This window comes from Alcanivorax sp. 1008 (genome assembly GCF_020667895.1).
Classification (GTDB): domain Bacteria; phylum Pseudomonadota; class Gammaproteobacteria; order Pseudomonadales; family Alcanivoracaceae; genus PGZG01.
The window spans coordinates 1-14,542 of sequence record NZ_JAFMPS010000004.1 but is presented as its reverse complement, the minus strand read 5'-3'; the positions used below and the strand labels follow the sequence as shown (position 1 = coordinate 14,542).

The following is a 14,542-nucleotide window of genomic DNA, read 5'->3' as shown; positions in this document are numbered from 1 at the left end:
AAGGTAACCTTAACAAGCCGGCGCCAGAGCGGCCAGCCAGCCCCCGGTCATTCCGACAGGGCAGCTTTCACGGCCGCTTCCAGCGGGCCACCCAGAGGCTCAACCCGCGAGGCAAAGGACTGCCTGACGGTGCCGTCGCGGCCGACCAGATACTTATGAAAATTCCACGCCGGCTCGCCCTGCGCAGCTGCCAATGCCTTAAACAAGGCGTTGGCCTGTTTGCCGCGTACTTCGCTGGTAGCAAACATGGGGAAGGTCACGCCGTAATTGATATAGCAGACCTTGGCGGTCTGATCTTCATTGTCATGTTCCTGGCGAAATGCGTCTGAGGGAAAACCCAGCACTACCAGACCGGCCTCGCGGTACTTCTGATAGAGCGCTTCCAGATCGCTGAACTGACCGGTGTAGCCACACTGGCTGGCGGTGTTAACTACCAGTAGCACCTTGCCCTGGTAGGCATCACAAAGATTGATGTTGTCCTCGGTGGCAAGACTGCGGTGGCTGTAATCCAGCAAGTTGCCGCACTGGGCAAAGGCAGGGCCGGCCAGTAGCAGGGTGCCGGTCAGAATAAGGCTTCGTAGCATCGGAATCTCCCGGTTAGTGGATGAACCATGCATCGGCTGGCGTCAAGGCGGGGCGAAAACCGGCGGGCTACAGGCCGGGCCTGGGCATAAACTGCCACCGGCCCGGACTGCAGTGTTGCGATAGAGCTGTTACTTGCTCGGTGCCTTGGTGTAACGCAGGTAGGGCAGTTTGATGTCGATGCTGCCGAACTTTTCCTTGGCCTGCTCGTCGTTCAGGCTCAGGGCGACAATCACATCTTCGCCCGGCACCCAGTTTGCCGGAGTCGCAATCGGCACACCGTCGGTGGCCTGAATGGCGTCCAGCGCGCGCAGGATCTCGGCAAAGTTACGCCCTACGGACATCGGGTAGGACATAGTCAGGCGCACCTTTTTGTCCGGACCGATTATAAACACGGTACGCACGGTGGCACTGTTGGCTGGCGTACGCCCCTCTGGCAGGTAAGCATCCGCCGGCAGCATGTCGTACAACTTGGAAACTGCTAGCGAAGTGTCATCAATGATCGGGAAGTCAGCCGGAGCACCGGAGAACGCTTCGATATCGCGCTTCCATTTAACGTGCTCTTCGACGTTGTCTACCGATACGCCCATCACCTTGGTCTTGCGCTTGGCAAACTCGGGAGCGAGCTGCGCCACGGCACCAAACTCGGTGGTGCATACCGGGGTGAAATCCTTCGGGTGAGAAAAAAGGATGGCATAGCTATCGCCAATCCACTCATGCAGGTTCAGCTTGCCGGCAGTGGAATCAGCGGTGAAATCCGGAGCAAGGTCATTAATACGCAGGCCCATGATCAAAATCCTCCTTTCTGTCAGTTGGCTTGGTATATCAGGGGTGTCCAGATTAACCCAAATCCCGCCTCAAAGGAGGGGGGGTATCAATGACCCCCATATTTTATGGCCACAACTGCTACTTTTTGACTCTTTTCCATTTTTTGATGTGTAAGGCTACCGCTCGCCACGCTAAGCAGGGTAGCAAAAATGGCCATCCAGACATTCATGCTACCTCTAGTAATTCGCCAGCTGACATCTGGCCAATAGGGGAGATATAAAAATGCGCCGTGCCTCAAGCTCGTCACCGATTCTTGCCGCCCTTTCAGTATTGCTATTGGCTGTTGCGCCCAATAGTGCTTTGGCTGATTGCAACGCTAGCTATAACAAAGACAAAACCCACGCTGAAAAGGGAAAGCTGGATATTTGCCGCATTACCCTGCCGGATCTTATTGAAGTCCAAACGAACTGGGGGATGCGCCCATCGTGGATTGATAATGAGCGCATCGCATTCCTCGACAATATCGTTGGCAATGTCTGGATGCTGAATGTTCGAACCAACCAACTTGTGGAATTGACAGGAAGATTCAGTCATTCGGGATTTTCCCGTGTACACCCAATGCCTAATGGTGATTTGCTGTTGGTAGGTCCTACTAATAGAGGCGCACCACCCCGCGATCCACTGCAGTTTAATGATGAGGGGAGATTTGAGGGGCAAATGTTTGTGTTGCGCAAAGGGCCGAAAGGGGACTACAGCGTAGGTGAGCTTGTTGGCTTGGGTGTGCGGGCATGGGAGGGTGTCGCTGTATCAAGAAGGAGCAACAAGATTGCATGGTCAGATACGAACAAGCCCTTCGAGGGCGGGAACGTTCTGGAAACCTTATACAACTACACCTTTGGGCGCTCCAATCTTTGGGTGGGTAATATTGATTACGTCAATGGGGTGCCACGGCTGTCTAATAAAAGGATAGTCAAGCGGAAGTTTGGACTGGTTTTCTATGAGCCTCAGGATTTTCGCGGTTCCTCCGATCAGGAGCTCCTGTTTTCCGTCTACGGGCCCGGAGCAGAGGGGACGGCGGACACAGAGGTGCTGAGCTTTTTCTGGCGTCTATCCAAAAAAGTGCCATGGTACTCATGGGGTTATAACGAGTGGGAAGGCATATCACCAGATTACAAGCGGGCATTTATCGAGCGGGATGCGGATGCTTGGGCTCTGGCTGGCGCGGATTTTGAGAACCTTTGGCTATGGGATTTCGCAAGTTATAAAGCCGTGCCTTTTGCTGAGTTTGACAGGGCAGACAACTTCAGTATCGGTAATGCAGTGTTTTCACCGAATGGAAAGATGATTGTGATGTCCGCGGATGGCTCACTTAGCGGCGAATCAAATCCGCCTGGGTATGCGCTGGGTATCGTGGTTGTTAACTATGAAGAGTGGATCCGGCGAGGACAGCCAGTGCTGCGCTAGAAGGCTATAAGAAGTTGAAGGAAGAACCGTGCATGGGTGGCTTGGAACTACTCTTCATGAGTAAGATGAGCGCACGGTTTCTTCCTGATTTCCCGCTATTCTGCACAATCCTTAAAAGGAGGCGGTGTGGCTTACTACCCTAAATACCTGCCTTTCATTCTGGTAGTAATTCTATCTGGCATGGTTTTTATGCTGCTTTCCTCCACCAAGGAGAGGCAGGGCCTTCAGCCAGCGACGTTGCCGTCAGGCGTATCGCAGACCAATGACCGCGTGCCCGCTTTGGATGTTCCGATTCAGCGCGAACTATTTCCCGGAGATATTGATGACTCCTCTGATGCCGGAGGACTTGTGGACGAGGGCGAGCCATACGGCGATCGCGGCGACGAGGATGGTATTAATGAGGTTGAGTATGCCAGCGGGTGGTATCTGGAGAATGCGCGGGTCTCAGGTGGTGGGCTCGTTGTGGACCATGATGCCATGCTGGATTTGACCGCTCTGGTAAGGGAGGTTGATTACTCTCAACGCGAAAGGGTTAAAAGGAGCATACAAGAAAAGCTAAAGAAAAATTTCGGCGATAACGTATCTGACCAGTTCTCTCATTTATTTGAGGCAATGGTGGTCTATGTGTCATCAGTCGATGAGTTGCACTCTACTTTGCCAAATCAGGGGGTGGAGACGCATCAGTATTTGCAGAACGCGTCGTATATATTGACCAGTCAAGAAGATGAAATTTTTGGCGCGGAGTTAGCAGGCAAGCTCTTTGCAGTCCAGAGGCAGACCAGAGGTGAAATTATAGACGGTGCTGCTGCAGACTAGGGCTGAGGTTGTTGCGCTATTAAAATCGGGAGAACCAGGAGTCTGCTTTTCCATTCCCTGTAAACCAGTTTTCATAATTCCATCCGGCAATGTGGCAAAGCTTCCCCGGGCTGATAATTTCTATGCTCTTGTAGCGCATGTCTATCAGGTTTTCCTCTCTCCAGTTTTTAAGAATTTTTGCCACGCTCTGCCGAGTGCAGGCTACCGTGTCCGCCAGTGATGCCTGAGAGAATTCATATCCGATATATGGATTTTCCATGTCCCCAAATATTTTGTAGAACGTGAGAATAATCTTTGCCAGACGCACATCTGGTGTAACAGAAACTGTGGATGAAAGTACTCTGGATATATAGCGCATAGACGTATCGCGCAGAGACAGAAACGATTCGAGGAATGCCGGATTCTCCCGCATTAGTGCTTTCATCTTGGGGCGGGGCATCAGATATATGACAGCGCCTTTCATGGCGGTGGCTGTTACCGGATGAATTGAGTTCTCCGCAATCTCGCCATCAGTCATCATCCCTGCCTTCAAGGGAGTAAGCATGAACCGAGTGCCATTTGGATGGCTGACGTCCAGCCGGATCACGCCATCGGTGACCAGATACATCCAGTTGCTTGGGGTGCCTTCTCGGAAAAGAACCTCTTTATCTTTAAGGGTTTTTCTTACGCAGCTGGCGGCGAGTTCGGCTCGCTGATGATTGGAAAGCGGCAAAAACGGTTGGCGGTTGCTGAGGTATTCATCCAGTGTCATAGCTTTCCCCTTGTTATGGCCGCCGGGTTTACTTCAGCCTGGAGAACATTGAGTTGTCATCACGCGTCTTGCCACTGTGCCAGCGTTCATGGCTCCAACCTGCGATATCACATAATTTCTGGGCATCAAGTATTTCTATGCTGGCGTATCGCATGCCTATGATGCCGGCCTGCTTCCATCGCTTGATCATTTTACTGGTGTTTTGTCTCGAGCTGGCCACCATATCTGCCAGAGCTTCCTGAGAAAAATCATAGCCCAGCTTATTGCTGCCAGGCTCAGAGAAAAGCTTATAAAACGTGAGCAAAATACGCGCCAGACGAACTTCAGGGGTTAACGAAACCGCGTGGGCGAAAAGGCTAAGCAGGTAGCGTCTGGAAGCGTCCTGAGTACGGAAGCAGGACTCCATGAACGCCGGGTTTTTCAGCATCATCGACTTCAGTTCTTTCTTTGGCATCACATAGGCCACTGCCTTCTTCATGGCATAGGCTGATGTGGGGTGGGGGGCATCCGCAGCGATCTCGTGGTCCGTCATGTTGCCCTCCTGAACCAGAGAAACCATGAACTGTGTGCCGTTTGGGTGGTTCAGGTCCAGCCGTAAGGTTCCCTTGGTGACAAGGTAGATTCCCTGGCCACACTCACCCTCATGAAACAGGGCCTCGCGGTCCTCAAAGGTTCGTCTTACGCAGCTCGCTGACAGCTGGGCACGCTCCGCATCTGACAGGGAGGTAAATGGCGCCCGGGTCTGGAGAAACTCTTCAAGGGTCATATTAAATCGCTGGATACAGGCAAAATGTCAAAAAGTGTCAGATTGCTACGGCGTTGTTGTGTAGTTTTCCGCCATTCATGGCTCATGGTAGGGGACCAGACACAATGAAAACAATAGGACGTTTGCTCCAGATTGGCGCATTGCTCGGCCTTGCTCTGTCGTCCACGGCGATGGCTGTTTCCGGGAAGTTCATGCCGCCGGATGGCAAGGTATTGCCAATTATCGGTCAGGACTGTGAAGCCCTTGGTGGGGTGGAGAGTTATCACTCTTCTGGTAACGACTACTTCAACGGGATCGTCAAGGATAATCCGCAGCTCAAGCCAGGTGCTTTCTCTGCTTATGCCTTTCTCAGGGAGAATGTCACTACTGTCACCAAGTGGTTTTTCTTTATCCCCTATCAGGAAAATAGATATGACTACCGCGTGACATCCATATCGTCTGGCTCATGCCTTGATCGCTTCGCTGCCAGTGAGCGCTATAGCAATACGGCGCTGCATTTGTCACTGGGCATACAGAACGTGAACAGGCAGGTTGCGGAAGGCAAGTTCGACGCAGCCATTGATAAGTTGGCGGATTACATCAAGAGGCTGGATCGTCCGGTATATCTGCGAATCGGGTATGAGTTCGATAATCTTGGTCACGGCAACCTGAGCCCGTACTGGTTCAGGAAAGCATGGCAGCGCATTGTTAGTCGCCTGTGGGCCAACGGCGCAACTAACTTCGCCACCGTTTATGCATCCATGTTCAATGAGAAGACCGTTCTGGCAACCCCCTGGTCATACCGAGACTATTATCCAGGGGACATTTACGTAGACTGGGTCGGCTTTTCCTGGTGGGGTGGAAGTACGCCTGACCCGCAAAAAGGCATGATGGAGTTTGCCCGGAATCTGGGTAAGCCGGTGATGATTGCGGAGTCCACCCCTATGTTCGCCAAGCTCGACAACCCTAACCTTAATGCCCAGTACTGGTTGAAGAACTGGTATCAGCCGTACTTTAAGTTCATCAATGACAACAGCGATATGGTCAAGTCGTTTCACTACATCTCGGCGGACTGGACCTTGGATAGGGATACATTCTGTGATCCGCTGATGCCCGTTTATTGGCCGTTCTGCGATAAAAACAGTCAGGTCCATAAGAACGAATCCATAAGGGAGAGCTGGACTGCAGAACTTGGTCGTGGCAACTACCTGCATGCTGACGACCAGCTTTTTTACAGGCTCGGGTATTAAGTGATCGGTTGCTTGTCGGTTAGTTGGACAGGTCAGTTCCGGGAAAAGGTGCTGTGTGGTTTTCAATCAGGCCAAATCCCTCCATGGCGCCGTTAATCAGCAGACTATTGGCAGCGACTAAATCCGCCTTGGGAGTACGGTAACCATCCAGTAGCCAGTGCAGGGCGGTTTGGCTGATGGCGCCCACCAGGGCGAGGGAGATGATGCGTGGCTGGCTATCGCTGAGTGGTGCATCCGGTTTCAGCGACTGGGCAAACACCAGCAGCAACTGAGCAAACAGCTTCACACGCTGGTTATACAGCGTATCAATATCAGCGCTGACGCCGAGTACCTCAAGCCAGCAGACCCGCGCCACAGCTTGATCTTCGATGGCGGTAAAAAATGCGTCCAGCCCGGCATGGATAGCGGCGCGCGGATCTTTGGCTATGCCGGTGCGCTGGACGGCATCGCCGATTGTACCGGTGATGCCGTCCATGGCTTCGGTATACACCGCTGCCAGTAGCGCCTCCTTGTCTTTGAAGTTCCGGTAAAAGTAGCGGTCGGTCAGGCCAGCCACCTGACACAGCTGTTTCACCGTGCTGTGGCGATAGCCCTCAGAGCCAAACACCTGCAGCCCGGCCTGCAGAAACTGGCGTCTCTGGCGTGCCGTGCGCTGGGTGGCTGTCTCGCCGCCATAGACCCGAAGGGGGTGGCCGGAATGATCAATTTTCGACATGCTTTGTATTTGACGACAGAGATCGTCAAAAGTAAAGTGACGACACCTATCTTCAGATAACAATGGCGTCGGCACCATGCAAACATTCAAGGTCATCATCATCGGTAGCGGTTTTGGCGGGCAGTGCGCAGCAATGCGACTGCTGGAGCAGGGCATTACGGACTTTCGTATTCTTGAGCGCCGCCCGTTTATGGGTGGAACCTGGTGCCAGAACAGCTATCCCGGCGCAGCGGTGGACGTGCAGTCGCCGCTATATTCCATTTCCTCTGAGCCCTATCGCTGGTCACAGATGTTCGCCGAGCAGGACGAGTTGCAGCACTACACGGAAATGGTGATCGAAAAGCATGGCCTGCGTGAAAAGACCCAGACCAATGCCAACGTCAAACAGGTGCGCTGGGATGAACAGCATCATCGATGGCATATCGAAACCGACGCGGCGGGTACCTTCGAAGCGCAAATACTGATCAATGCATCCGGCCCCCTGAGCACGCCGGTGATCCCCAACTTCCCCGGTCGCGATACTTTCAAGGGCAAGGCATTTCACACCAACGATTGGGATCACAGCTATGACTACCACGGCAAGCGCGTGGCCATTATCGGCAGTGGTGCCAGTGCTGCCCAGGTGATCCCGGCCATTGCCGACAAGGTGGGGCAGCTGCATGTGTTCCAGCGCTCGCCGCATTGGGTGCTGCCACGGCCAGACCGCGAGTTTTCCAGCCTTGAGCAGGGGCTGTTGGGCTTCAAGCCACTCTACAAAGCGCTGCGCTGGAGTATCTACTGGGCACTGGAAGCACGGGTGGTGGGCTTCAAGTACTCGGCCAAAGGGTTGGAGTTGTTTGCCCAGCGCAAGGCAGAAAAGTTTCTAGAGCAACAGGTTAAGGATCCGGTGTTGCGCAACAAGCTCACCCCGGACTTCACTATTGGCTGCAAGCGCATCATTTTGTCGAGCACGCTTTACCCCGCACTGTGCCGGGATAACGTCACCCTGCATGACAAGCACGATGGTATTGCCTCAATAAATGAAAGCGGCATCGTTACCCAAAGCGGCGAGCAGCTGGATGTGGATCTGATTATCTGGTCCACCGGCTACGATGCCACCGACGGCGTTATTTCCTATCCGGTAATTGGTCGCGACGGGCGCACCATTGCCGATGCCTGGTCGGAGTTCCCCCGCGCCTATCTGGGTACGGCCCTGCCTGGCTTTCCTAACCTGTTTATTGTCACCGGGCCGAACACTGGCATCGGCCACACCTCCGCTATCTTCATTATCGAAGCGCAAATGAACTACATCATGGAAAACATCAAGCGGCTCAATAAGTCCGGCCATGAGGTGGTGGAAGTTCGTCCTGAGGCCGAGCAGGCCTATACCACCATGATTCATCGTGAGATGGAAAAAACAGTGTGGAAGACCGGTGGTTGTAATAGCTGGTACCAAAGCAAGAGCGGTCACGTTATTGCCATGTTTCCCGGTTTCAGCTTTACCTACCGGCAGATGGCACGCCACTTCAAACCCCAGGACCATGTTTTTTCTTGAGAATACTTTATGAAAAACTTCAAAGATAAAGTTGTGGTGATTACCGGTGCGGGCTCCGGTATGGGGCGGGCCTATGCACTGGCTTTTGCGGCACTTGGTTCCAGGTTGGCATTGAATGACTACGACAATCAGGGGCTGGCTGAAACCGTCAAGCAGGTAAGCCAGCAATCGCCAGCCACGCGAGTGCATGCGCAAACCTTCGATGTGTCAAAGCGTGCCGATATGGAGCTGTTTGCCGCAGACGTGAAGGAAGCCATCGGCCCCGCCCATGTGATTATCAACAACGCCGGCATAGAAGGTGCCGGCAAACCGGTATGGGCGATACCGCCGCAGGCCTATGAACGCATCTTCCAGATCAACTTTTTTGGTGTGCTGCATGGCACCCAGGTTTTTCTGCCACAACTACTGGAAAACGGCGAGGGTGCGATCGTCAATGTGTCCAGCATATTCGGCTTGATCGGCACTCCTAACAGCACCGATTACAGTGCCACCAAGTTTGCCGTACGCGGCTTTAGCGAATCACTCATGGTGGAGCTAATGGATAGCCCCATTAGTGTGCATCTGGTACACCCGGGTGGTATTGCCACAAACATTGCCCGCGCAGCACATACCAAAGCGTTTTCCGATAATTACCTGACCACTTCACCGGAAGATATCGTTCGCCATGTTATTAAGTCTATTGGCAAAGGGCGTCGCCGTATCGTTTATGGCAACGGTGCGTTGAAAGCGCACCTTGGCGCTTTGTTTGTGCCACTGAAACTGCTCAACCGGATCATTTGGCAGGATATGAAATCCGTGATTAATGTTAGTGACTACCCGCCTGGAGGCTAGCTGTCTTTCCTGGCCTGATTAAATCCGCAAACGGGCTGCCCAAGAGTACGCTGTGTGGCAGGGGAGCTGAGTACCAGATTGCCCAGCTGTGCCTGGGATGAGGTCCCTGTCTTCCTGAAAACACTTTTTAACTGGCTGCGCACAGTATGCACAGAAAGGTTATAGCAGCGTGCCATTTCTGCGGGGCTCATGCCGCGCGCCACCGCCGCAGCCGTGCGTGTCTCCGCATTGGTAAGCCCCAGCAGCTCTGCCAGCAACGGCTGGTTGATCTTCACTTCGGATTCAGTATCAACAATAAAAATGGCAGCGAACGCACTCACCGGAAACAGCGAGTTGTCTGTTGCATCCGGATGAACCGGCATGACCAGCAGACGAAGATCCGGTTGGCCGGGGCGTTCCACTGATACGATATTTCCGGCACTGCCACGGCGGCTGTTCAGTACTTCCTGCAAAGTGGCAAGCAATGTCTGTTGGGCTCTTTGCGGTCGCAGCTGAATCTGCTCCGCGCGTATGGCCATTGCCCCGGTATCGCTCAGATAATCCTCGGCTTCCTTGCTGGTATACACCACACGTCCCTGAGCATTAATCAGTATCATCGGCGCGCAATTATGTTGCTGATATCTGGCGGCTTGTTGATAGCGCTGTTGCCACTGCAAGGACTCGATATGTAGCGCACGGCGGATATGAGGAACTAACTCATTCAGAGTGCGCATGGAGTCATGACAGAAATGGCCCTGCCCACCTGTGCGCTGCACCAATAGCTGAACATTCAGCTCGTCATGGCTCCAGACTGTACCGCAGGCACCGTGGTGGATATCCAGAGGTTTGGCCCAATCATTGAAAAATTCGGATCGGTAGTAGTCTTTCTGGCCACAGGAAAAGTCCAGAAATGTGGAATACAGCTTGCCCGGAGTTTTTTGCTTCAGCTCCGGGCGCCATGGGCAAAGATTGACGTAATGATCAACATAGGCACGGTGCGCGCTTTGATCTGTGTTGGCTTGGATGCTGCTGTGTACCTGATCAGCTTCACGGTTGAGAATCAGCATGCGGGCGGAGCGGACATCCATAAGCCCGACCAGCTCATTCAGGAACTGCTGCCATCCGGCATCATTGAAAGGCGCCAGATAAAGACTGTCGAGTAACGCCTGACGCTGGCGCTCTGATAACTGCACTGTCGAACCTCCCGCTAGATATTCTTGAGCGTCGGCAGATCATGTTAACGTATTTCGAATAGGAAGTAGGACCAGTTGTCCTGTTATGTCTGGATTTTGTCGAGGGTAACCACTGTGAAGTTTGAGAAAATCTTGTCTGCATCCGGTGAGCTTGCCGCAACCCGCGTGGGTGCTGGCGATCCACTGATTGTTCTGGTTCATGGGTGGACCTGCCGGCGTAGTCACTGGGCCGGTGTGTTGTCGATGTTGGCGGCCTATGGAGAGGTGTTGGCTCTGGATCTGCCTGGTCATGGTGATAGCGCATGCAGTCCGCCAGTGACGGCGACGGTGCCCGGGCTTGCTCAGGAGTTGGCCAGGATCATCGACCAGCAGGGCCCGCGCTCCGTGGTTCTGGTCGGCCATTCCATGGGTGGCGCCGTGGCGCTGGAGGCGGCACGCCTGCTGGATCAGGCGCATGCTGTGATACTGGTGGATACCTTTGTTATTCCCTATGGCGATTTGCCGGAGGAGCAGGCACAGGAAATCGAGCAAGCCTTTGCGGCGGACTTCGTTGGCGCCATGCAGGGACTGGTGGACAGCAATACCAATGAGGATATGCCGGCTTCATTGAAGGCGCAGTTGCACCACGATATGGCCAGTGCGGATCCCGCTTGGGCACTGCCCCTGTGGGGGGATCTGCTGCGCTGGCAGCCGGATGCAGCCTTGTCACAGTCAGGGGTGGCAATTCATGCAATTAACGGCGGTCTGATTCCCGAACCAGCGCGTCAACGTTGCGCGGGCCATGTGGTTGAGCAGGTGATCGCTGAGGCAAAGCACTTCCCCCAGTTGGAAACGCCTGAGAAGTTCGAGCAACTGCTCAAGCAGGTTCTCAAGGAAGTGCTGTAACAAGCTGAAAGCACATCTTCACAGCGCAATAACAGCGCCTATACCCCATTTGGGGGATGACCAGCCCCGGCGGGTTGGTCAGCATCAGTGTGATTTTACGGGGTTAAGCCCTTAAGGAGTAATCACACATGAAGCTGAAACCACTTTGCCTGGCGGCGGCGGTGGCTCGTCCTCTGCGCCGGCTACCACGGCGGTCTCGGGGGGCGGCGTAAAGGGGCCGCTCGCCAATGCAGAGGTCAATGCCTATGCACTGGATACCGCTGCTGCGGATCTCAAGGGGGCTCTGCTTGGCAGCGGCTCCACCAATGCTGCTGCGGCCATTATCGGCCTTTCCATTCCAGCAGACACTGTCGGACCGGTGCTGATCGAAGTGACCGCGGACGCCGACACAGTTGATCTGACCACCGGCGGCGCGCCGGTCATTACCCGGCTGACAACAGTGCGGAATGCCGCGGATATTACCGCCAACACCTATGCCACGCCGCTTACCACCATGGTAGTTGAACTGGCGCGCCTGAATGCCGACAAGAGCACGCTTGGCTACAGCGGCAACAACAACGCCGAGATTAGCAATGGCGAGTACCTCGCCGCATTGGTTGTCGCCCAGGCTCAGGTGAAAAGCAGTTTCGGCTTCGGTCTGCTGGACGGCATTGATATCTTTGCCCAGCCGCCGGTGATAACCAGCGACACGGCAGACGCGTCTTCACAGCAGGCGGTACTGGCTTACCGCACCGCCGTCGAAGCGGTTGCTGCGGTGGCAAAGAAGCTTGAAGACGATGCCAAAACCAACAATGCAGGCTCCACCGCCACCACAGAAGATATGTTCAAGGCACTGGCCGATGACCTCAGTGACGGTGCGGTGGACGGCAACGGTAGCGCCGGCTCGATCACAACCTTCGCGGATGTGACCAACGTGGCCACCAGCGTCACAGTGGACCCATCCATCCTGACGGTGCCGGGTACAACTATCTCTGTGACCTCGATGGGTGCCGAACTGGTCGCGGAGCAGTCCAGTACCGGCGTGACCACAGTCGTGGATGCCAGTGTGGAAACTGCCACCACCACACCCGCCCCGGTGGAACCCATTCCTGACTCTGATGATGACGGCACGCCGGATAGCGACGATGCTTTCCCGCTAGACCCGAGCGAAGATACTGACACGGATCAGGACGGTGTCGGTGATAACGCCGATGCGTTCCCGAGTGACCCTACTGAAACGGCGGATACAGACGAGGACGGCGTCGGTGATAACGCGGATGCGTTTCCGAACGACCCATCTGAAACGCAGGACTCGGATCAGGACGGCGTCGGTGATAACGCGGATGCCTTCCCGAACGACCCGACGGAAACCGCCGATACCGACGGTGACGGCGTGGGCAATAACGCTGATGCCTTCCCGGATGATCCCACCGAAACCGTCGATACCGACAGCGACGGTGTCGGTGATAACAGCGATGCCTTCCCGGAGAATCCCAACGAATCCGCCGACACAGATGGTGACGGCGTGGGTGATAACTCGGACGCGTTTCCAAGTGATCCCAGCGAAACCACCGACAGCGACGCTGATGGCGTGGGTGATAACGCAGACGCCTTCCCCAATGATCCCACCGAAAGCGCCGATGCAGACGGTGATGGAGTGGGCGACAACGCGGATGCCTTCCCCAACGATCCGACGGAAACCGCCGACAGCGACGCTGATGGTGTAGGTGATAACGCGGATGCCTTCCCCAATGATCCGACTGAAACCGCCGATGCAGACGGTGATGGAGTGGGCGATAACGCGGACGCCTTCCCGAACGATCCGACGGAAACCGCCGACAGCGACGCTGATGGTGTAGGTGATAACGCGGATGCCTTCCCCAGTGATCCGACGGAGTCGTCCGATCTGGATGGCGATGGCACCGGCGACAACGCGGACCCTTCTGATCTGGACCCCTGTGATCCGAGCGATACAGTGGCTGCCTGCGATTCCGACAGTGACGGCACCCCTGATGGTCTGGATGCATTCCCGAATGACCCGGCGGAAGACACAGATGCCGACCTCGATGGTGTCGGCGCCAACGCCGATCCGAATGACGCGAATGCTTGTACGCCAGACAACACCGTGACGGCTTGTGATAGCGATTCTGATGGCGTGCCGGATGGTCTGGATGCGTTCCCGAACGATCCGACCGAAACCGCCGACGCAGATAACGACGGTATCGGCGATAACGCTGACACCAATGACGCTGACCCCTGTATCCCCAACGATCAGGCAGCAGCCTGCACGGCGGCTGGTGCGGTATGGGACGAATTTAACTGGGACGAAGCCAACTGGCAGTGAGGCCGTTGGTTAACAGGAAAAACCTCAAGAGGTGATTGAAATGAAAAAAGTAATCCTGACTGGCCTCACGGCTGCCATGCTTTCCACTGGGGCATTCGCAAGTGAAGTGACTGCGGGTGTTGATACCACCACCTTTACCTCAAGCACGCCGGCGCTGGCGGCCGAGGTAAATGCAAACTTTGCCGCGCTGATTGACGCAATCAACGACAACTCCCAGCGACTCGATGTGCTTGAGGGTATTGTTGGTGATGGCAGTGTGGCGGGCACCTACACGTTTATTGAAATGGCGGTTGAGCTGGCTGCTGATAGCGGCACCGCTTCGAGCGCAGATGGGTATTCCGAAATTTCTACTTTCAGCTCTTCGGGATCCTTTACCTTCGATATTGCTGGCACTTTTACCGGCACCATCAATGAAAATCGGTCCTCGCTCGTGGATTCCCAGAATGGCGACTGTGGCTCCCCGGAAGGGTGCCGTCTCGCGTTTGATCCGGACTTTGGTAACACCGGATCAGAGCCGCTCAGCGGCACCTGGGTCGATGATGGTTCTACCGTGACCTTGACGCTTGGGCCCGGCGATACGGTGGTGCTGAACAAGGCTGGCCCGAACATGCTGGTGTTCAGTGATAAAGATACGGTCACCGATGAGGGTGAGCCGATCTATGACTTCACTAACATTGTGATGCTGATCAAGCAGTAAGTTGGTAAA

General features: G+C 54.7%; 14 protein-coding genes. 8 read left to right on the top strand and 6 right to left on the bottom strand.

The genetic code is table 11. From position 1 onward, the window contains the following. Nucleotides 1–47: 47 nt before the first annotated feature. Complete coding sequence (locus J1C54_RS06620; protein WP_229145998.1) at nucleotides 48–584, bottom strand: glutathione peroxidase; 537 nt, start codon at nucleotides 582–584, stop codon at nucleotides 48–50. Between the two features lie 129 nt (nucleotides 585–713). Continuing rightward, nucleotides 714–1,370, bottom strand: coding sequence for a peroxiredoxin (locus tag J1C54_RS06615; protein WP_229145997.1), 657 nt, complete (start codon nucleotides 1,368–1,370; stop codon nucleotides 714–716). 262 nt (nucleotides 1,371–1,632) lie between these two features. Between J1C54_RS06615 and J1C54_RS06610 the strand changes: the two genes are divergently transcribed. Then, complete coding sequence (locus J1C54_RS06610; protein WP_229145996.1) at nucleotides 1,633–2,814, top strand: hypothetical protein; 1,182 nt, start codon at nucleotides 1,633–1,635, stop codon at nucleotides 2,812–2,814. A gap of 126 nt (nucleotides 2,815–2,940) precedes the next feature. Next, entirely contained in the window at nucleotides 2,941–3,630 is a 690-nt protein-coding gene (locus tag J1C54_RS06605; protein WP_229145995.1) for a hypothetical protein, read from the top strand. A 19-nt stretch (nucleotides 3,631–3,649) separates the two neighbouring features. Here the strand turns inward: J1C54_RS06605 and J1C54_RS06600 are convergent, their stop codons facing one another. Beyond that, nucleotides 3,650–4,381: a Crp/Fnr family transcriptional regulator gene (locus J1C54_RS06600; RefSeq protein WP_229145994.1), complete on the bottom strand. Its 732-nt coding sequence runs from the start codon at nucleotides 4,379–4,381 to the stop codon at nucleotides 3,650–3,652. Nucleotides 4,382–4,409: 28 nt separating this feature from the next. Further along, nucleotides 4,410–5,147 carry a Crp/Fnr family transcriptional regulator gene (locus J1C54_RS06595; RefSeq protein ID WP_229145993.1) on the bottom strand — a complete coding sequence of 246 codons (738 nt, stop codon included), beginning with the start codon at nucleotides 5,145–5,147 and terminating at the stop codon, nucleotides 4,410–4,412. A gap of 104 nt (nucleotides 5,148–5,251) precedes the next feature. On the opposite strand from J1C54_RS06595, the gene J1C54_RS06590 reads away from it, so the two are divergent. After that, nucleotides 5,252–6,376, top strand: coding sequence for a glycosyl hydrolase (locus tag J1C54_RS06590; protein ID WP_229145992.1), 1,125 nt, complete (start codon nucleotides 5,252–5,254; stop codon nucleotides 6,374–6,376). 19 nt (nucleotides 6,377–6,395) lie between these two features. Here the strand turns inward: J1C54_RS06590 and J1C54_RS06585 are convergent, their stop codons facing one another. After that, the gene (locus tag J1C54_RS06585; protein WP_229145991.1) at nucleotides 6,396–7,091 is read right to left on the bottom strand and encodes a TetR/AcrR family transcriptional regulator; all 696 of its coding nucleotides are present in this window, start codon (nucleotides 7,089–7,091) and stop codon (nucleotides 6,396–6,398) included. A 76-nt stretch (nucleotides 7,092–7,167) separates the two neighbouring features. Between J1C54_RS06585 and J1C54_RS06580 the strand changes: the two genes are divergently transcribed. Further along, complete coding sequence (locus J1C54_RS06580; RefSeq protein ID WP_229145990.1) at nucleotides 7,168–8,625, top strand: NAD(P)/FAD-dependent oxidoreductase; 1,458 nt, start codon at nucleotides 7,168–7,170, stop codon at nucleotides 8,623–8,625. A gap of 9 nt (nucleotides 8,626–8,634) precedes the next feature. Continuing rightward, nucleotides 8,635–9,456, top strand: a complete 822-nt coding sequence (locus J1C54_RS06575; protein ID WP_229145989.1) for an SDR family oxidoreductase — start codon at nucleotides 8,635–8,637, stop codon at nucleotides 9,454–9,456. Here J1C54_RS06575 and J1C54_RS06570 read toward each other — a convergent pair. Beyond that, nucleotides 9,453–10,628 carry a helix-turn-helix transcriptional regulator gene (locus J1C54_RS06570; RefSeq protein WP_229145988.1) on the bottom strand — a complete coding sequence of 392 codons (1,176 nt, stop codon included), beginning with the start codon at nucleotides 10,626–10,628 and terminating at the stop codon, nucleotides 9,453–9,455. The two genes, J1C54_RS06575 and J1C54_RS06570, sit on opposite strands and share 4 nt — an antisense overlap. A 114-nt stretch (nucleotides 10,629–10,742) precedes the next feature. On the opposite strand from J1C54_RS06570, the gene J1C54_RS06565 reads away from it, so the two are divergent. The 3 genes from J1C54_RS06565 (at nucleotide 10,743) to J1C54_RS06555 (ending at nucleotide 14,533) form a co-directional block, all read left to right on the top strand. Then, nucleotides 10,743–11,513 (top strand): alpha/beta fold hydrolase, encoded by a 771-nt coding sequence (locus tag J1C54_RS06565; RefSeq protein WP_229145987.1) that lies wholly within the window; start codon nucleotides 10,743–10,745, stop codon nucleotides 11,511–11,513. Nucleotides 11,514–11,658: 145 nt separating this feature from the next. Continuing rightward, nucleotides 11,659–13,836: a thrombospondin type 3 repeat-containing protein gene (locus J1C54_RS06560; protein WP_229145986.1), complete on the top strand. Its 2,178-nt coding sequence runs from the start codon at nucleotides 11,659–11,661 to the stop codon at nucleotides 13,834–13,836. Nucleotides 13,837–13,876: 40 nt separating this feature from the next. Continuing rightward, nucleotides 13,877–14,533 carry a hypothetical protein gene (locus J1C54_RS06555; RefSeq protein WP_229145985.1) on the top strand — a complete coding sequence of 219 codons (657 nt, stop codon included), beginning with the start codon at nucleotides 13,877–13,879 and terminating at the stop codon, nucleotides 14,531–14,533. Nucleotides 14,534–14,542: the final 9 nt, after the last annotated feature.